This is a genomic window from Pseudomonas sp. 14P5.3.2, from assembly GCF_057799175.1.
Genome location: NZ_JBYOKU010000064.1, coordinates 1 through 17,239, shown reverse-complemented (window position 1 = coordinate 17,239; position 17,239 = coordinate 1). Strand labels below are relative to the sequence as shown.

16 protein-coding genes are annotated in these 17,239 nt (G+C 61.0%); 8 read left to right on the top strand and 8 right to left on the bottom strand.

What is annotated here, in order from left to right; all coding sequences use genetic code 11:
• Window positions 1–120: 120 nt before the first annotated feature.
• Genes AC27VU_RS28685 through AC27VU_RS28675 form a run of 3 tightly spaced genes read left to right on the top strand, consistent with a single transcriptional unit; the run spans window position 121 to window position 3,686 of the window.
• On the top strand, window positions 121–780 hold the full coding sequence (locus AC27VU_RS28685; RefSeq protein ID WP_045122636.1) for a paraquat-inducible protein A: 660 nt from the start codon (window positions 121–123) through the stop codon (window positions 778–780).
• Complete coding sequence (locus tag AC27VU_RS28680) at window positions 767–1,390, top strand: paraquat-inducible protein A (RefSeq protein ID WP_007961513.1); 624 nt, start codon at window positions 767–769, stop codon at window positions 1,388–1,390. The genes AC27VU_RS28685 and AC27VU_RS28680 overlap by 14 nt, the downstream gene beginning before the upstream one ends.
• Window positions 1,383–3,686 carry a PqiB family protein gene (locus tag AC27VU_RS28675; RefSeq protein WP_003228208.1) on the top strand — a complete coding sequence of 768 codons (2,304 nt, stop codon included), beginning with the start codon at window positions 1,383–1,385 and terminating at the stop codon, window positions 3,684–3,686. Before AC27VU_RS28680 ends, AC27VU_RS28675 begins: the two co-directional genes overlap by 8 nt.
• A 213-nt stretch (window positions 3,687–3,899) precedes the next feature.
• Here the strand turns inward: AC27VU_RS28675 and mksF are convergent, their stop codons facing one another.
• The 3 genes from mksF to mksB are packed head-to-tail and all read right to left on the bottom strand — an operon-like array spanning window position 3,900 to window position 8,720.
• Entirely contained in the window at window positions 3,900–6,740 is a 2,841-nt protein-coding gene (gene mksF / locus AC27VU_RS28670; protein WP_103486146.1) for an Mks condensin complex protein MksF, read from the bottom strand.
• The gene (gene mksE / locus AC27VU_RS28665; RefSeq protein ID WP_003228204.1) at window positions 6,737–7,450 is read right to left on the bottom strand and encodes an Mks condensin complex protein MksE; all 714 of its coding nucleotides are present in this window, start codon (window positions 7,448–7,450) and stop codon (window positions 6,737–6,739) included. Before mksE ends, mksF begins: the two co-directional genes overlap by 4 nt.
• The gene (gene mksB, locus AC27VU_RS28660; protein ID WP_003228202.1) at window positions 7,440–8,720 is read right to left on the bottom strand and encodes an Mks condensin complex protein MksB; all 1,281 of its coding nucleotides are present in this window, start codon (window positions 8,718–8,720) and stop codon (window positions 7,440–7,442) included. Before mksB ends, mksE begins: the two co-directional genes overlap by 11 nt.
• 232 nt (window positions 8,721–8,952) lie before the next feature.
• Between mksB and AC27VU_RS28655 the strand changes: the two genes are divergently transcribed.
• Together AC27VU_RS28655 and rimI are read left to right on the top strand one after the other, a co-directional pair.
• The gene (locus AC27VU_RS28655) at window positions 8,953–9,699 is read left to right on the top strand and encodes a hypothetical protein (protein ID WP_003228200.1); all 747 of its coding nucleotides are present in this window, start codon (window positions 8,953–8,955) and stop codon (window positions 9,697–9,699) included.
• Entirely contained in the window at window positions 9,692–10,144 is a 453-nt protein-coding gene (rimI, locus tag AC27VU_RS28650; protein ID WP_201136575.1) for a ribosomal protein S18-alanine N-acetyltransferase, read from the top strand. The genes AC27VU_RS28655 and rimI overlap by 8 nt, the downstream gene beginning before the upstream one ends.
• 111 nt (window positions 10,145–10,255) lie before the next feature.
• Here rimI and AC27VU_RS28645 read toward each other — a convergent pair whose 3' ends face one another.
• Window positions 10,256–10,660 carry a hypothetical protein gene (locus AC27VU_RS28645; protein WP_003228197.1) on the bottom strand — a complete coding sequence of 135 codons (405 nt, stop codon included), beginning with the start codon at window positions 10,658–10,660 and terminating at the stop codon, window positions 10,256–10,258.
• A gap of 140 nt (window positions 10,661–10,800) precedes the next feature.
• On the opposite strand from AC27VU_RS28645, the gene can reads away from it, so the two are divergent.
• Complete coding sequence (can, locus tag AC27VU_RS28640) at window positions 10,801–11,445, top strand: carbonate dehydratase (protein ID WP_003228196.1); 645 nt, start codon at window positions 10,801–10,803, stop codon at window positions 11,443–11,445.
• A 6-nt stretch (window positions 11,446–11,451) separates the two neighbouring features.
• Here the strand turns inward: can and AC27VU_RS28635 are convergent, their stop codons facing one another.
• The 3 genes from AC27VU_RS28635 to AC27VU_RS28625 all read right to left on the bottom strand — a co-directional run bounded on the left by AC27VU_RS28635 (window position 11,452) and on the right by AC27VU_RS28625 (window position 15,142).
• The gene (locus tag AC27VU_RS28635; protein ID WP_488725388.1) at window positions 11,452–11,967 is read right to left on the bottom strand and encodes an SET domain-containing protein; all 516 of its coding nucleotides are present in this window, start codon (window positions 11,965–11,967) and stop codon (window positions 11,452–11,454) included.
• Window positions 11,968–12,145: 178 nt separating this feature from the next.
• The gene (locus tag AC27VU_RS28630; RefSeq protein WP_473018193.1) at window positions 12,146–13,327 is read right to left on the bottom strand and encodes a hypothetical protein; all 1,182 of its coding nucleotides are present in this window, start codon (window positions 13,325–13,327) and stop codon (window positions 12,146–12,148) included.
• Between the two features lie 120 nt (window positions 13,328–13,447).
• The gene (locus AC27VU_RS28625; RefSeq protein WP_473018192.1) at window positions 13,448–15,142 is read right to left on the bottom strand and encodes an acid phosphatase; all 1,695 of its coding nucleotides are present in this window, start codon (window positions 15,140–15,142) and stop codon (window positions 13,448–13,450) included.
• Window positions 15,143–15,289: 147 nt separating this feature from the next.
• On the opposite strand from AC27VU_RS28625, the gene AC27VU_RS28620 reads away from it, so the two are divergent.
• Both AC27VU_RS28620 and AC27VU_RS28615 read left to right on the top strand, forming a co-directional pair.
• Window positions 15,290–15,580: a nucleotidyltransferase family protein gene (locus AC27VU_RS28620; RefSeq protein WP_103486151.1), complete on the top strand. Its 291-nt coding sequence runs from the start codon at window positions 15,290–15,292 to the stop codon at window positions 15,578–15,580.
• Window positions 15,577–15,720: a HepT-like ribonuclease domain-containing protein gene (locus tag AC27VU_RS28615; protein ID WP_103486152.1), complete on the top strand. Its 144-nt coding sequence runs from the start codon at window positions 15,577–15,579 to the stop codon at window positions 15,718–15,720. The genes AC27VU_RS28620 and AC27VU_RS28615 overlap by 4 nt, the downstream gene beginning before the upstream one ends.
• 36 nt (window positions 15,721–15,756) lie before the next feature.
• On the opposite strand, the gene AC27VU_RS28610 is transcribed toward AC27VU_RS28615, so the two are convergent.
• The gene (locus tag AC27VU_RS28610) at window positions 15,757–17,175 is read right to left on the bottom strand and encodes a short-chain fatty acid transporter (RefSeq protein ID WP_007961537.1); all 1,419 of its coding nucleotides are present in this window, start codon (window positions 17,173–17,175) and stop codon (window positions 15,757–15,759) included.
• Window positions 17,176–17,239 lie beyond the last annotated feature (64 nt).

Genomic DNA, 17,239 nt, shown 5'->3' with positions numbered 1-17,239 from the left:
ATTGGGGTTTTGTTTTGCCCGCAGGAAAGTATTTTTGCTTAGCCAGCGAACAATTTTGCACAGTTATTTTCGAATCAGAACACTAGAATAGCCCCCATCTTTTTCGGAGCCAGAGCCTTTATGTCAGATCCGGTTGACGCCCCAGGGCTGTCAGATTTACCGCTGGAAGACTTGGTGGCCTGTCATGAGTGCGACCTCCTGATGCGCAAGCCCAAGCTTGCCCATGGCGAGAAAGCGCTCTGCCCGCGCTGCGGTTACGAGTTGTATGCCCATCGTCACAATGTTGTGCAACGCAGCCTGGCCCTGGTCATCGCCGCACTGTTGCTCTACGTGCCGGCGAACTTTTTACCGATCATGAAGCTCAATGTACTCGGGCAGTCTTCGCAGGATACGGTCTGGACTGGTGTTGTCGGGTTGTTCAATACCGACATGCGCGGCGTTTCGGTGGTTGTGTTCCTCTGCAGCATGGCGATTCCACTGCTCAAGCTGTTGTGTCAGCTCATGGTATTGCTGTCGATCCGTTTTGATATCGGCCGTAGCTACGGCTTGCTGCTCTACCGCATTTATCACCACCTCAAAGACTGGGGAATGCTCGAGGTCTACCTCATGGGCGTCCTCGTGGCGATCGTCAAACTGGCGGACATGGCGGCCATCACCGTCGGCCTCGGTCTGGCGTGTTTCATCGGTTTGTTGTTGGTTCAGGTCTGGCTGGAAGTGGTGATGTCACCGCACCAGATCTGGCAGGCGTTATCAGGAGAAGATGCCCATGCGGGCGATTGATGCGGGCATTCTGATCTGTACCGAATGCCATGAATTGAACAAACAGGATGCGGACACTGACGAGCAGACCTGCACCCGCTGCGGCGCGCTGGTTCACGCTCGTCGCCCGAACAGTCTGGCCCGCACCTGGGCCCTTCTGATCACGGCTGCGATTATCTACATCCCGGCCAATGTGTTGCCGATCATGACGGTCAGCTCGTTGGGTCAGGGCGATCCGAGCACCATCATGTCCGGCGTGATCCAACTGGTACAACACGGCATGATCCCGATTGCCGCCGTAGTATTCATCGCCAGTATTCTGGTGCCGACCTTCAAACTGGTGGGCATCGCGCTGCTGCTGTTTTCGGTGCAGCGACGTCAGCCGTTGTCCGCGCGGCAGCGGATCTGGATGTACCGCTTTATCGAGTTCATCGGTCGCTGGTCGATGCTCGATATCTTTGTGATCGCCATTCTGGTGGCGGTCGTCAATTTCGGCCGGCTTGCCAGTGTCGAAGCCAATCTTGGCGCCATCGCTTTCGCCAGTGTGGTGATTCTGACGATGCTTGCCGCAGTAACTTTCGATCCCCGACTGATTTGGGATAACACGGAGTCGGACGACGACCATGACTGATTTGCCTGTAGCGAAAACCCGACCGGCCTCCAACTGGTCTGCCATTTGGGTACTGCCTCTGATTGCCCTGATCATTGGCGGCTGGCTCGGTTGGCGTGCCTACAACGAAACCGGCATCGAGATTCAGGTGCGTTTCGAAAGCGGTGAAGGCATCCAGGCCAACAAGACCGAAGTGGTCTACAAGGGCATGCCGGTGGGTAAGGTGAAGACGCTCAAACTTGATGACGAGGGCAACTCCAAAGGGGTGATTGCCACCGTCGAGATGAACAAGGACGTCGAGCAATACCTCAAGACCAGCACGCGCTTCTGGCTGGTGAAACCGAGCGTGACGCTGGCCGGTATCACCGGTCTGGAAACCCTGGTCTCGGGTAACTACGTGGCCATCAGCCCCGGCGAAGGCGAGCCCACCCGCAAGTTCAAGGCGCTGGCCGAAGAGCCGCCGCTGTCGGACTCCAAGCCGGGTCTGCACCTGACCATCAAGGCCGATCGCCTCGGTTCGCTGAACCGTGGCAGCCCGGTGTTCTACAAGCAGATCAAAGTCGGCCAGATCAAAAGCTACGTGCTGTCTGAAGACCAGAGCACCGTTGAGCTCAAAGTGTTCATCGAACCGACCTACGCCAAACTGGTGCGCAAACACACGCGTTTCTGGAATGCCAGCGGCATCAGCATCGACGCCAACCTGTCCGGGGTGAAAGTACGCAGCGAGTCTCTGGCGAGCATCGTCGCCGGCGGCATCGCCTTCGCCACACCTGAGAATCGCAAAGACAGTCCGCCCACCGATCCAAGCCTGCCGTTCCGTCTCTATGAAGACTTCGACGCCGCCGCTGCCGGCATTCGGGTCAAGGTCAAACTCAGTGACTTCGAAGGTCTGCAGGCCGGCCGTACGCCGGTGATGTACAAGGGCATTCAGGTCGGCAACATGAAAGCGTTGAAAATCGATCCGGATCTGAACAGCGCCACGGCCGAGCTGACGCTCGATCCTCTGGCAGAAGACTATCTGGTCGAGGGCACGCAGTTCTGGGTGGTCAAACCGTCGATTTCCCTGGCCGGTATCACCGGGCTCGAAGCGCTGGTCAAAGGCAATTACATCGCCGTGCGTCCGGGCGACAAAGGTGCCGCGCCGAAACGCGAATTCGAGGCGCGGCCAAAAGCGCCGCCGCTGGATCTGCGTTCACCTGGGCTGCACCTGGTGCTGTTCACCGATGTTCTGGGTTCGATCGAAGTCGGCAGTCCGATTCTGTACAAACAGGTCAAGGTCGGTTCGGTACAGAGCTATCAGTTCTCCAAGACCAAAAAACAAATCGTCATCGGCGTGCATATCGAGAAGGAATACGAAAACCTGGTCAACGCGTCGACACGCTTCTGGAATGTCAGCGGCATCACCCTCACCGGTGGCCTGACGGGCGGGATTCAAGTGAAGAGCGAGTCGTTGCAGACGTTGATGGCCGGCGGCATTGCCTTCGAAACACCGCAAGCCAAGGCGCCGCTGCAAAAGCGCATTCCGCGCTTCCGTCTTTTCGCCAACCACGACGAGGCGAACCAGAAAGGCACTTTGGTGACGATCAAGGTTGATCGCGCCGATGGCCTGCGCAGCGGTACCCCGGTTCGATTCAAGGGTCTGGACGTCGGCAAGATCGAAAGTGTTGATCTGGCTGATGACTTGCAATCGGTGTTGCTCACTGCGCGCATCACCGAAGTGCCGGAGCGCATTGCGCGGGTCGGCAGTCAGTTCTGGGTGGTCAAACCTGAGTTGGGTTTGATGAAGACTTCCAACCTGGAAACCCTGGTCACCGGGCAGTATGTGGAAGTGCAGCCGGCGGCGAAAAACCTTGGGCCGCAGAAGAACTTCGTTGCGCTGGCCAATCCGCCGGAAGTGAGCAAGCAAGAAGCCGGCTTGAGTCTGGTCTTGAGCGCCGCGCGCCGTGGCTCGCTGAAACCGGGTGTGCCCGTGACCTACCGCGAAATCACCGTGGGCAAGGTCACCGGTTATGAACTGGGGCAGACGGCTGACCGGGTGTTGGTGCACATTTTGATCGAACCGAAATATGCGCCGCTGGTGCGCAGCGGCAGCCGATTCTGGAACACCAGCGGCGTCGGTTTCGACATCGGCTTGTTCAATGGCCTGACGGTGCGCACGGAGTCGCTGGAGACGGCGATTCAGGGTGGCATTGCCTTCGCCACACCGGACGGTGAGCGCATGGGCAACCCGGCACGGCCTGAGCAGACGTTCCCGCTGTTCGACAAGTTCGAGGATGAGTGGCTGACCTGGGCGCCGAAGATTTCGCTCGGTAAGTAATCCGGAATTGATGTGGCGTCTACAACGACGCCTTCGCTGGCAAGCCAGCTCCCACAGGGCGCGCGTCGTATACAGAATTTGTGTTCAACACAAAAACTGTGGGAGCTGGCTTGCCAGCGATGAGGCCTTCAATTCAGCACGAATCCAAAGCCATAAAAAAGGGCCGTGATCCCAACAGATCGCGGCCCTTTTTTTGCCTTCAGCTAAGGCAGATCAAACCTCATCCAGCTCCGGCTCATCGGCTTGCACATTGACGGTGGCTTTCACCACGTCATGGCGGCGGATGTACTTCCAGTCCGCCTCGTCGATGTAGATCCCCGCCGGGCCGCTGCCGCCTTCCAGGTCGATGGCGACACTGGCGCAGACCTGCGGCTTCACACTCGCCAGAATCGGCACGAAGCCCAATTGCAGGCTGGTTTCCAGCAGGGCTGCCTGGTTCTTCTCGTCGATGTCCGCCGCCTCGTCGAGGTAGTACGGCAGGCGCACGCGACCGGCCAGATCGCGATCCATCAGGTGCAGCAACAAGTACATGTTGGTCAGCGCCTTGATGGTCATGGTGGTGCCGTTGGACGCGGCGCCGTCGATGTCGGTGTGGATCACCGGCTGACCGTTGACCTTGGTGATCTCGAACGCCAGTTCGAACAAGTCCTTGAGACCGAGCTGGTTGTGGTTCGCCGCCACCAGCCGCGCCAGGTATTCCTTGGCCTCTTCGTTCTTGTTGTCCTGTTCGGCGCTCTGGCTCAGGTCGAACACCGACAGGGTTTCGCCTTCTTCGTACTGACCGGCGCTGTGGATGATCTGGTCGATGTGCTTGAGCGCTTCCTTGTTCGGCGCCAGGACGATGCGGAAGCTCTGCAGGTTGGACACCTGACGCTTGTTGATCTCGCGGTTGAACAGCGCCAGTTGATGCTCGAGGCTGTCGTAGTCGCTGCGGATGTTGCGCAGGGTCCGGGCGATGTCGGTGACCGCCGCACGCCGCGCCTTGCCCAATGTCAGGGCTTCGTCGGTACGGTGCGCGTAAGCGTTGATCAGCAACGACAGACGGCGCTCCATGTCGTCTTCGCTGTCGAACTTGGCCACGCCTTTGAGGCGAACTTGCGCGTACAGCGCTTCGATCTGCCCGTCAGCGCGCAGCAAGCCTTGCCAGCTGTCCTGATAGTCGTTGAGCAGCGGCAGCAGGTTGTCCATCGAATCGTCGACCGGATCCATGAACGGCGTACCGAACGGCAGGTCCGCCGGCAGCAACTGACGGCGGCGCAGGGCGTCATCGAGGGTGCGCTGCTTGGCTTCCATGTCGGCGATCTGCCGACCGACCAGTTGCAGCTTGGCCGACAGTTGCTGGACGCGCTCGGTGAACGCATCGCTGGAACGCTTGAGTTCGTCTTGCGCGGCTTCCATCTGCGCCAGTTGCTCGAGCTTGTCGCTTTCTTCGGCGCTCAGGGTCTGGGTGCGACGGAAATCTTCCAGGGCTTTCTGCGCATCCAGCACTTGCTGGTACAGCGCTTCGGTCTGGGTCTTGCTCGCGGCGCGGTCGGCGGCCACGGCTTGCTGGGTCTTGAGTTGCTTGAGCTCTTTTTCCAGACGTTCTTTCTGGTCACGCAGCGCGGCGCGGTCGGCCAGCGCTTGCAGGGCCGGCGGCTCGATGTGCGAGATGTCGATCGACAAGCCCGGCACTTCGAAGCGCTCGCCCTTGAAGCCATCGAGGATCAGCTCGACCGATTTGACCCACTCGCCATCCTCGTCGAGAGTGATGCCGTGTTCGCCCAGCGGCAGGCTGAACAGCGCGCTGTTGAACAGGCGCATCAGGCGCTCGACGTCCTGCTGCGAGAACTCCTCACGCAGGCGGGCGTAGCTGTTGTTGTCGGCGTGATCGAGTTGCTGTTTCACCGACTTCAGGCGTTTTTCCAGATCGCGCAGACGTTCTTCCAGATCCTCGGCGCTGAACTGCCGGGACTGTGCCAGCGCACCGGCCAGTTCGTCGTGCGCGTCCTTGGCGGCGAGCAGTTGCTGCTCCAGCACCTTGACGTCATCGACCAGCGCGAAGCGGTTCTTCAGCACCGACAACTCACCGAGCCAGCGCTGGATGCCGGAGATTTCCCGCTCCAGACGCATCAGTTCCTGGGTGCCACCGCGCTGATCGTTTTGCAGATCGTCCTGCTCGCGGCGGTAGTGTTCGGCCTGGATCGTCAGCTCTTCCTTGCGCGCCGTGGCGTAGTCCGACCAGGTGCCGAGCAACGAATCGAGCAGCGGCGACAGGCGATGCAGTTTGCCGCGTAGCACATCGCGCTGCTTCACGCCGTTGGCCAAGGCTTCGACTAGCGGCCCGGCGGCGACCAGCGAGTTGTAGTCCTGCTCCATCCGGCGTACATCGCGGAAGGCTTCTTCGCACGCGGCGATGTAGTCGACGCTGCCGGATCGCAGGCTGTGCTCGAAGGCATCGAGGAACAGCTGCTTCAACTTGGCCGCGGTGATTTCGCGCATGTGCAGCAGGTTGATGAACAGCGCGCGGAAGGTCTTCAGGCTCTGCTCGCTGGTGGAGCGCAGCGGGATCAGGGTCAGGTCGAGCGGGATCGACGTGTGCCCGCCGACCAGCAAGCGACGCAATTCGTCCGGCTTGAGTTCGTAGGCTTTCAGGCCTTCCTTCTCAAGGTTGCTGAACAGCTCTTTCTGCCGCAGGCAGGTGTCGTTCTTCTGGTAATGCGCCAGGTCGAGCTTGCCGGCGTAAGCGAAGAACTGGTGACCGAAACCACCACCCGGGCCGCGACCGACCACGCCGATCACGTGCGGGCCGTGGGGCAGATTGACTTCGACGAGGATGTAACTGGTGTCGGAGGCGAAGTAGAAACGCCGCGATTGTTCCAGGCTGTACTTGCCGAAACTCATGTCCGACATGCGCGCCAGAATCGGGAACTGCAAGGCGTTGATCGACGCCGATTTCCCGAGGTTGTTCGCGCCGTAGACCGACAACGGTTCTTCCAGCGGGAACAGGCCGAGGCTGTAACCAGCGGTGTTCAAAAGGGCAAAGCGGCGGATGCCGTAGCGTTCCTGGCTCATGCGTCGGACTCCTGTTCTTCGGCAATGGCTCTAGCCAGTGCGTCTTCTTCGCTCTCTTCTTCGCTCTCTTCCTCAAATTCGCTGAGATCAAGCGGATCGTCGGTTTCGAGGAATTTGGCTTCGGCGGCTTCGTCGATCAGCACCGGTGCCGGCAGCGGCAGAACGCTGTGCACGCTGGCCGCCAGATCGCGGTCCTGCTGCACCGACAGGCACACATCGAGGAAGCGGTGCATCGGCGGCAGGAAACGGTACACGCCGTTTTCTTCACCGGCGAAACCGAGCTGGGTCATGCGGCGCATGATTTTTTCTTCCAGCTCTTCAACGGTCTGCACTTCGGCCTGGATGAACAGATCGCGGTATTTCTCCAGCAGCGATGGCAGCTCTTCGCGGCCGAGGCTGCCGCCGTCGAGCACGGCAATCGGGTCACGGCCCTGATCGGCCAGATGCTCGACGAGGATGAAGGTGAACAGCGCCAGACGCTGGGCCGTCTTGTTCACCGCCGCCGCCGCCATGTCCGGCACGAAGTAGTAGAAGCCACGGGTGTCGCAGACCAGCTCGAACCCCAGCGCCTTGAACAGCGTGCGGTATTGATCCTGGAAGTTCGACAGTTGCGCGTACAGTTCCGGGTCGCGGCGGCTGACGTGATAGCCCTTGAACAGCTCGCGGAAGATCGGCGCCAGTTGGGACAGTTCGGATAGATCAAGATGCATTGGGGATGCTCGCAGAATCCTCGGCGGCGGAGTCGCGGGCCGAGAGCAGGGCGAAGGAGCGCAGGCTGACCTGGTGCTCGTGAGTGTGGTATTCGCGGCGTTCCAGACGCTCGCGCTTGAAGCGTTTTTCCCGCGACAGACGCGAGAACCAGTAGAGCAATTCGTCGGTGGCGCCGTCCGGTTCCTGCTCCAGCAGCCAGGTCATCAGATCCGGCATTGGCAGGGACTCTTCGCAACGCTCGACCATCTCGCGCACGGTGCGCGGTGCACGCGGGGCATCGCCGGACTTCTGGGTTTTGTGTGCCTTGGGGAAACGCGCCGGTTTCGGCTCGAAACGCGCCAGGGCGTAGACGTAAGCCTCGACCTGACTGGCGCTGCCGAGGAAGGTGCTTTGCGGCCGGGTGAACAGCGGCATCGCCGCTTGTGGCACGGCATCGATGCCTTTACGGCGAATCGCCGCCAGCGCCAGCGCGGCACCACGGGTCACGGCGTTGTGGCGGCGTGCTTCTTCACGCAGCGGCAGCAGCAGTTCGCGGGCGTGACGCAGGGTCAACTGGGCGCTGGTCTGCATTTCGAGGATGCGCGCGTGGGTGCGCAGCAGCATGTCGTCATCAACCAGATGGCCGAGGCGCTGCTGTTCGCTGAGCATCTTCAACAGTACGGTTTCAACCTTGCGCACGCCTTGTTCGAAGGCGCCGTCGGCGTTCACCAGATCGATCATCGGCTCGACGTATTCGTCCCAGGTCGCCAGAACTTCGGCGTAACGCTGACGCAGCGGAATCTGCCGGTCGCTGGTCTTGGCCCGTTCGGCGACGGCCACCAGCGCCTGTTCGTCGTTGTCGAGTTTCTTCAGCACGTCGCGCACGCGCATGTCGAGCAAACGCAGCTGACGGGCGAGATCATTGCCGTCGCGAACGTCGAACGCGTCCTGAATGTAGCCGGCCAGCCGTTCGAGGTGGCGCAGATAGGCTTCGATTTCCAGGCACAGGCCCAGCCGGTGCTCACGGCGCAGATAGGCGAGGAAGTCGTGGATCTGCGCGTTCAGCTCGAAACGGTTCGGGCTTTTCGCCACGGGCACCAGAATGTCGAGGCGAATCCACACGTCGAGCAGGCTGGTGATGTCCTGCGGCGTGCTGTCCAGTTGTTGGGCGGCCAGTTGCGTGCGCAGTTCGTTGAGGCTCAGGGTGCCTTGGTCGAAGTGCTCGCACAGTGGCTCCAGAAGTGCCCAGTGTTCAGCGAGGGCGCGCAAGACGCGCTTGGGTTCGATCATCGGAATGGCCGGCTGGTTGGCGATTAAAAGCCGCGATTGTACTGCATCAGGAGGGATGCGATTCACTCTCGGGACGGGCTGTCGCTTTTTCCCGGATTAAAGACGGGATCAAGACTATCGATCAACAACGGGCGATCTTGAGCGAAGGGCGGTAGAATCAGCACACTTTCAGTTATCCACAAGTGGCCGACCTTTGCTTATCGAGTCCCGCCGCCGCGCCTATTTGAACGCCATGCAGGTGGTCAACTGGCTGCCGCGCACCGAATTGCCTTTCGCCGCCCCATCGCGGCCCGAGCTGCTGGACATGCCCGAGCCTGAGCCAGAGGTGGCGGCGGTGCCGGTTGTTCAGGCCGAAGCCCCGGTGCAGAGTGCACCGCGCCCGGTCGAACGGCCGAAAATCGAGGTGCCGCGCCCGTCGCTCGCCAGTACCCGTACCGGTGCCAAACCGGTGGCAGAGGTCGAAGAGGCGCCAGTGGTGGTCAAACCCGCCCCCGTGCCGCCACCGCGGTTTGCCCTGCAACTGCTGCGCGCCGGGGCTTGCCTGCTGCTGGTCGAGTTACCCACAGGCGAAGCGTTCCAGAGCCGCGATCCGGCCTATCTGTTGCTCAAGGACATGTTGCGCGCCGCCGGTCTGCCGGATGCGCCGCAGATCGTCGGCGAGCCGGTGCGCTGGCCGTGGCTGAACCGCGGCACCCTGGATCAGGGCCCGGAAGCGGCACGCGACTTCGTTCAGGGTTTTCTTTCGGTACAAATGGAAGCGGCGCCTTGCGCCTGCCTGTGGCTGATCGGCCTGCCGGCGGTGCGTTTTGCCGGTGAAGCGGACGCCGAAGCGTTCAATAGTGAATTGCAGATCGAAGGCCTGGGCCTGGCCTGGGCCATCCCCGGTCTGGAATTGTTAATGGAAGAGCCACAGCGCAAAGCCGCTGTGTGGCAAGCCATGCGTCGGCTGATGGCGCGCTGGAAACCATCGAATGAGTGAAGCTGTATCGTTCCGCCCGATGACCGAGGCGGACCTGGACGCGGTATTGAAGATCGAATACGCGGCGTACAGCCATCCCTGGACTCGCGGGATTTTTCTCGACGGGCTGGGCAAGTACCAGATCTGGCTGATGTTCGAAGGTCAGCAACAGGTCGGCCACGGAGTGGTGCAGATCATTCTCGACGAGGCGCACCTGCTGAACATCACGGTCAAACCGGAAAATCAGGGGCGTGGGCTGGGGCTGGCGCTGCTTGAGCATCTGATGTCACGGGCATACGCGGCTGAAGCGCGGGAGTGTTTCCTGGAAGTGCGGGATAGCAACACGGCGGCGTTCAAGCTGTATGAGCGCTATGGCTTCAACGAGATTGGCCGGCGGCGGGATTACTATCCGGCGGTGGGCGGGCGTGAAGATGCCGTAGTGATGGCCTGCACCCTGGTCGACTGAACATATTTAAAAGCTTCGCGAGCAAGCCCGCTCCCACATTGGTTTGAGTCGTGTCTCAATTCCCTGTGGGAGCGGGCTTGCTCGCGAAGGCGTCCTTACAGGCAATACAGATCAGCGATTGCCATCCAGCGGATCACGCCGCGCCAGCTCCGCCTCATCCAGGCCGTTACCCCCGCCAATGTCGTCCTCGTCGACAATGCTCAGATCCCAATCCGCCTGATTGCCTTCGCCAGCCTCCTCGGCATCGCGTGCACCGTCCTCATGAATCAGGGTTTCCGGGCTCAGGTCATCGTCGGTCGGTTCATGGTCAGCGGTTGATGCGCCGGTAAAACCCGCCTCGCGCACCCGTTCGTCGGGCATCAGTTGCTCGCGCTCGCGCTCGGGAATCTCGTCGCCGATTTTTGCGCTGGGTTCGTCTTCATCGAAATCCAGCTCATGCACCGAGCCCATGCGGTCTTCGTTATCATCGATGGGTTCCGGTTGCACCGCATCGAACGGACGTCGTGAATCAGTCATGGCAAATCCTCATACTGTGGGCCTTACTGAGGTGGACACACCGGGCACACGAGAATTCCAACGAAAACACTTGCGATCCTTGCGTGACCCCGACGGGCGGTCGTTTGTCATACCTGCGCATCTTTCTTGAGGCCTTAACCATGCACGACTTACAAGACCTGATTGATAACAACGAGCGCTGGGCTGACGCGATCACCAAGGAAGACCCGGATTTCTTCGCCAAGCTGGCGCGCCAGCAGACCCCGGAATATCTGTGGATCGGCTGCTCCGACGCACGGGTGCCGGCCAACGAGATCGTCGGCATGCTGCCGGGCGATCTGTTCGTACACCGTAACGTCGCCAACGTGGTGCTGCACACCGACCTCAATTGCCTGTCGGTGATTCAGTACGCGGTCGACGTGCTCAAGGTCAAACATATCCTCGTTACCGGCCACTATGGCTGCGGCGGTGTGCGCGCGTCGATGCAGGATCGCCAGTTCGGCCTGATCGATGGCTGGCTGCGCTCGATCCGTGACCTGTATTACGAAAAACGTGAAGAACTGGCCAAGCTGCCGACCGAGGAAGAGCAGGTCGACCGCCTCTGCGAGCTCAACGTCGTCCAGCAAGTGGCCAACGTCGCCCACACCAGCATCATCCAGAACGCCTGGCATCGCGGCCAGAGCCTGTCGATTCACGGCTGCATCTACGGCATCAAGGACGGTCGCTGGAAAAGCCTGAACACCACCATCAGTGGTTTCGAGCAACTGCCGCCGCAATATCGTCTGCGTCCGGTAGGCGCGTTGTAATCCCGATCAGTGCGCACCTCGCCAGCGCTGCAAAAAGTGCTGGCCCTCAATCGTGGGTGGTTCATCGTAACCGGTGATCCATCCACGACAGCGCGGCGAGCCGCAGTCGCAGGCAAACTGCTGCAGCAAGCGGTCTTCGGTGGAGGCGAAGTCGATGCTCAGGCGTTCACCTGGCTGAATGTCGCGCAGCGCCCACAGCCACAGTTCACTCATGTCGAGAAAAACATTCGGATCGCAGGCATGTTCGAGCAACCCGCAAAAGCGCGGGTCGTAGATATGGATGCCGCTCAGCAACTGACGGCTCTGGCGGCAGCGGTAGGGCAGCAGTTGTCCGGAAATGCGGCACATTCTGGTGATGCGCAGGAACTCCCGACGCGCCACAACGGCAGCGCGGCCATGTTCGTCCTGCAAGATTTCGAAATCGACAGTGGACGGAAAACCCAGACGCACAGGCAACCCGGCAAACGGGTAAATGCCTGGTGCTTCGCGTGGAACGTGGTGCTGATGTGCCTGGTTGTTCATAACGATCCCTGTCAGCCAGATGCTGCGACTTCTCGGGTCTGACATCCTGTCAGCTCTGCAACATGTTTGGATCCAATCCTCCAGTGTTTGACACAAACCGTCTACTGTCAGATCTGACAGGCGTAATTGGCTGCTTCCCGCGTCAGCAATGGCTGACACGGGAAGTCTTTTCTGCAGATCAGAGGTGTGGCGCGGGAACAGCAGGGGCCGGCAATTCGCCCTGAAGCTGTTGCAACTGGGCCTTGATCGGCGTGGTCGAGCATTTGGCGGCAGCCTGAGCCGGGGTCAGGTTGCGGATCGAGGTGTAGAACAGCTCGCAGGTCTTGACCTTCTGCGTCACTTGCCAGGTCTGCGTACAGCTGTTGAGCAGGGCTTTCGCATCGGTGCCGGGTTTGCTGCCCATCCCGGCCTGCCAGCAGGCGGCGCTCAAGTCCTGACCCATGACCTTCAAGCCGGCGGCATCGGCTTTCGCTTCATCGCCGTCGTAGCTGGCCGGGTCGGCGGCGTACCAGATGTAGCTCGGGTGGTTCGAACCCAGCACCGGCACGTTCACCCCTGCGCTCGGGCTGATGGTCGCCAGACCCAATACGGCCACGGTCGGGCCGTATTGCTGCTTGATCCAGTTACGCACCGGGGCACCGAAGGCGACCATCGGCAGGGTGGTGCCGGCGGCGGTCTGGCTGAACTGCTTGACCAGCGTGGTCTGGTAGTCCTTGAAGTAGTCGTAGACGCCTTCCAGATCACTGCCGGCGTTGGATGGCGCGGCGATTGGCGCAATGTCGATGATGGTCTGATAGGCCGGCGTCTGGTCGGTCGGGATGCCGTTGACGGTCAGCAGGGTGGCCCAGCGATCGGTGGTGTTCGAGCGCAGATAATCCTGGGCCTGGGTCAGCGAGTAATCCGGCGGGAAGTGCAGCAGTTCGACGCTCTTGCGGTTTTCCAGGGCCATGCCCAGCGGCAGGAACAGATACCAGCTGTACGCCCATTTGCCATCGGCATTGAGCTTGCTGGCGCCGGTATAGGCCAGGTCACCGGCATCCAGCAGCGCCGACAACGGTTTGTCGTAGCCTTCGGGGACGCCGCTGATCTCGGCGTAAACCTGCCCGTTATCGTTCTTCACCAGGACTTTGGCGTTTGTGTAGCCATCGCGCTGCACGCTCTGGCTCAGGTAATGGGCGACGGTCTGCTCCAGCGACCAGTTGCGATAGCAGATCACACTGCAGTTGTTGGGGTAGGCGAAGAGGCGAGTGACGCGCTCGGTGCTGCCCAGCTTCAGGTCGACATCGGCGTGGGCAGCCGCGCTCAGGGTGAGCGCGGCGAGGGTAAGCACTGCGGGGGTAAATCCTGCGAGTTTGAACATGCTCAGATCCTTTTCAGCGTGGGTTCCCCGGGGTTTCGGGGCGCTTCATAGTGGATCAGCCGTGTTGCACAGAGAAGCCGTCATTCACGGATTTTTGCGTCAGCCCGCAGAACTCATTTTTCAGACCTGAAAATGCAGGGCGTTGGTCAGATCGCCCATGGGTTTCTGGCCGCGAGCGATCATCGCTTCATCGCGCTGCTTGAGGCCGTCGAGGGTTTCCAGTTGGAACACTCGGGTGATCAGGCGCAGGATCGACGCCGTGTCGTAGACCGTGTGATCCACCGTGCCTTTGCGGGCGAATGGCGACACCACCAGCGCCGGCACCCGCGACCCCGGGCCCCAGCGATCACCCTTGGGTGGTGCCACGTGGTCCCACCAGCCGCCGTTTTCATCGACAGTGACGATCACCACCATGTTTTTCCACTGCGGGCTTTCGCGCAGCACCTTCAGGGCGCGCACGATGTGCCGGTCACCGGAGGCGACGTCGGCATAACCGGCGTGCATGTTCAGGTTGCCCTGGGGCTTGTAGAACGTCACCGCTGGCAACTTGCCGGCCTCGGCATCGGCGAAGAACTTGTTGGTGCTTGATTCATCGCCCAGGCCGGCATCGCGCAGGCGTTTGTTGCGCTCGTCCGGGTTTTCCGGGCCTTGCTGCTTGAAGTAGTTGAACGGCTGGTGGTGATACTGGAAGTTGGGGATTTTCGGAATGCCGCCGGAATCCTTGTACTGCTCCAGCGTCGCCTGCCAGGCGCCGGCGTACCAGGCCCAGTCGACGTTCTTCTTCGACAGCTTGTCGCCAATGTGCTCGTGGGTCTGCGGCACCATGACGTTCGGCAGATCGGCCTTGGAATATTCCGGACGTTCCGGATCGCGAATCCACGTCGGCCAGTACGGCGGAGCGAGGGTGTTGACGCCGAAGCCGTCCGGGGTCAGCGCACTCGGGCCGAACTGCGGCGGGCCGGTCATGGCGCTGGCGGGTGACTGTTCCAGTGGCTTGAGGCGCGGGTCAGTCGGATCATCGCTTTGCAGGACGGCAATCTGTGACTTGGCCACCGAATTGGCTACGTCCGGATAGAACGGCGCGGTGGCGCTGATCAGGTACTGGTGGTTGAGGAACGAGCCGCCGAAGGCACCCTGGAAGAAGTTGTCGCACAGCACGAATTCCTGCGCCACATCCCACAGGCGCAGCGAGTAGCGGCTCTGGGCGTAGTGCCCCATGGTCAAACCACCGGAGTCGGCCCAGGCGACAAAACCATCGTTCTTGCCGCCATTGATCTGCATCTGGTTCTGATAGAACACGTGCCACAAATCGCGGGTCACCAGACCGAACGGCAAATCTTCGGCATTCGGGCCCTTGAGGGCGAACGGCGCGTTGGGCAGGTTTTCCTGAAACTGCGTGGCGCTGGGGTAGGTCACGCCATCAAGCGTTTGCGGGCCGATCTGCAGCACGCCACCCCAGACTGGCGGCAGCGTCTGCAGCAGGCTGCCGTCGCGGTCACGTTGCTGGTAATCGGCAGGCTTGAGCGCCGACAGCGGTTTCTCGACACCGGGGAAATCACCGAACAGGTTGTTGAAGCTACGGTTCTCGGCGTAGATCACCACCACGGTTTTCACCTGATCGCGCAGGGCCTTGTCCAGCTCGGTCGGGGTCAGCGGGCGCTCCACCGGTTTACCCGGTTGATCGCTGGCGTTGCCGCAGCCGGCCAGGGTCGCGCCCACGCCGAGTACAGCGACACCGCCGAGAAAGCGGCGGCGACTGGTGTCGGTGGGGTTGTCGGATTCAGGTGCGTCAGTGCCGTCTGTCTCGTCTTTCATCTGTCAGCCCGTTCTGCTTAATTGTTTCAGTTTGTTTCGGGCGGACGCTAGCAAGGCAATGTGACGGTTAGGTGACAAATGGTGCGGTGTCTACTGCTCTTCGGCACTGCTAGACTGCTGCGATATCGAAACTGGCCTGAGTGAACCATGAAACCCTCCATTGCTCTTGATCTGCAACGAGCTGCCGTTCGCGAGGTTGTCGGCAGATTCCGTGTGGCCAATCCGCGAGTTTTTGGCTCGACCTTGCTGGGTACCGATATGGAAGGTAGTGACCTTGATCTACTGGTGGATCCCTTGCCCGGTGCCACCTTGTTTGATCTCGGCGGGCTTCAGGTCGAGCTTGAAGATTTGCTTGGAGTTACAGTCGACCTGCTGACGCCGGGAGACCTTCCGCTGAAATTTCGTCAGCAGGTTCTTGAACAGGCCCGTCCCGTATGATCGAGAACCGGCGCAGCATGCGCGGGATGCGTAACCGGATCGCTCATGGCTACTTCGACATCAATCTGGATGTCGTCTGGGAAACGGTTCAAGTTGCTTTGCCTGAACTGTTGAGATTCCTGCCCTCCGAGCAACATTGATTGCACCTGCCATGAGGCAGGTGCAATTTCGTCAATCTACGGCATCACCGGCGGCGTATACGCCAATGTCGTGCCCAGCACCCACAGCAAGAACAGCACCAGCGGCGTGTGCACCAGCAATTGCACGAACGAAAAGCCGATCAGGTCGCGCGCCTTCAGGCCGAGCACGCCCAGCAGCGGCAACATGTAGAACGGGTTGATCAGGTTCGGCAGGGCTTCGGCAGCATTGTAGATCTGTACCGCCCAGCCGAGGTGGTATTGCAGATCGTTGGCGACTTGCATCACGTACGGCGCTTCGATGATCCACTTGCCGCCGCCGGACGGGATGAAGAAGCCGAGAATCGCCGAGTACACGCCCATCAGCAACGCGTAGGTGTCGTGGGAGGCGATGCTGACGAAGAAGGTCGAGATGTGATGCGCCAGGGTCTGTGCGTCGGCACCTTTGACCGTGGTCAGCAGCGCGGCGATCGAGCCGTACAACGGGAACTGGATCAGCACGCCAGTGGTGGTCGGCACCGCCCGGGCCACCGCATCGAGGAAGCTGCGCGGGCGCCAGTGCAGCAGGGCGCCGAGCATGATGAACAGGAAGTTATAGGTGTTGAGCCCGGAAATCGCGGTGATCGCCGGTTTGGTCGAAAACTCGTGGAACAGCCAGCCGGCGGCCAGCAGCACCAGCAAGATGATCAGCAGCGGACTGTGCTCGAGCCATTCGCCGGGCCGGGTGCGCGGTTGCAGCGGTGGCAGGTTGAACGCCGGGTCGATGCCACAATCCTTGGCATCGCGCGCAGAGTTCGGGCCGGGTGCGGTGGCGTAGGCGACGATGATCGAAATCACGATCAGCGCCAGCAGCATGGCGCCGGACTGCCAGAGGAAGATGGTTTGGGTGAACGGAATCACCCCGGTGATCGACAGGATCGCCGGCGGCAGGCTGGCCGGGTTGGCCTGCAACTGCGCCGCCGATGAGGACAGGCCCAGCGCCCAGACCGCGCCCAGGCCCAGATACGCCGCCGCACCGGCCGCGCGGTAATCCATTTTCAGATCGGTGCGGCGGGCGAGGGCACGCACCAGCAAACCGCCGAACACCAGCGACAGGCCCCAGTTCAACAACGAGGCGACCATCGAGATCAGCGCGACCCAGGCCACGGCAGAGCGGCCGTTTTTCGGGATGCGCGCCAGTTTGTCGATCAGCTTGACCGCCGGCGGCGAACTGGCGACGACGTAGCCGCCAATCACCACGAAGGCCATTTGCATGGTGAACGGGATCAGGCTCCAGAACCCGTCGCCAAAGGCCATCGCGGCATCGGTGGGTTTGGCGCCCATGGCCAAAGTGGCCAGCGCGACAATGATCACCGCCAGTGCGGCGAATACCCAGGAATCGGGGAACCAGCGTTCGGCAAAGCTTGAACAGCGCAAGGCAAAGCGCGCGGAGCGGCTATCTTCGATATCAACGGCCACAGGGAGTACCTCGGATTTTTATGGTTATTTTCAGGTCTGCAGCACGCTGAGTGCTTTGGGTGGG

Excerpts from the sequence above, each read along its gene's own strand:
- AC27VU_RS28680 (WP_007961513.1), top strand. The coding sequence starts at position 767 with ATGCGGGCGATTGATGCGGGCATTCTGATCTGTACCGAATGCCATGAA.
- mksB (WP_003228202.1), bottom strand. The coding sequence starts at position 8,720 with ATGATCGAACCCAAGCGCGTCTTGCGCGCCCTCGCTGAACACTGGGCA.
- AC27VU_RS28625 (WP_473018192.1), bottom strand. The coding sequence starts at position 15,142 with ATGAAAGACGAGACAGACGGCACTGACGCACCTGAATCCGACAACCCC.
- AC27VU_RS28685 (WP_045122636.1), top strand. The coding sequence starts at position 121 with ATGTCAGATCCGGTTGACGCCCCAGGGCTGTCAGATTTACCGCTGGAA.
- mksF (WP_103486146.1), bottom strand. The coding sequence starts at position 6,740 with ATGAGCCAGGAACGCTACGGCATCCGCCGCTTTGCCCTTTTGAACACC.
- AC27VU_RS28675 (WP_003228208.1), top strand. The coding sequence starts at position 1,383 with ATGACTGATTTGCCTGTAGCGAAAACCCGACCGGCCTCCAACTGGTCT.
- AC27VU_RS28635 (WP_488725388.1), bottom strand. The coding sequence starts at position 11,967 with ATGAACAACCAGGCACATCAGCACCACGTTCCACGCGAAGCACCAGGC.
- AC27VU_RS28615 (WP_103486152.1), top strand. The coding sequence starts at position 15,577 with ATGATCGAGAACCGGCGCAGCATGCGCGGGATGCGTAACCGGATCGCT.
- rimI (WP_201136575.1), top strand. The coding sequence starts at position 9,692 with ATGAGTGAAGCTGTATCGTTCCGCCCGATGACCGAGGCGGACCTGGAC.
- AC27VU_RS28645 (WP_003228197.1), bottom strand. The coding sequence starts at position 10,660 with ATGACTGATTCACGACGTCCGTTCGATGCGGTGCAACCGGAACCCATC.
- can (WP_003228196.1), top strand. The coding sequence starts at position 10,801 with ATGCACGACTTACAAGACCTGATTGATAACAACGAGCGCTGGGCTGAC.
- AC27VU_RS28620 (WP_103486151.1), top strand. The coding sequence starts at position 15,290 with ATGAAACCCTCCATTGCTCTTGATCTGCAACGAGCTGCCGTTCGCGAG.
- AC27VU_RS28630 (WP_473018193.1), bottom strand. The coding sequence starts at position 13,327 with ATGTTCAAACTCGCAGGATTTACCCCCGCAGTGCTTACCCTCGCCGCG.
- mksE (WP_003228204.1), bottom strand. The coding sequence starts at position 7,450 with ATGCATCTTGATCTATCCGAACTGTCCCAACTGGCGCCGATCTTCCGC.
- AC27VU_RS28655 (WP_003228200.1), top strand. The coding sequence starts at position 8,953 with ATGCAGGTGGTCAACTGGCTGCCGCGCACCGAATTGCCTTTCGCCGCC.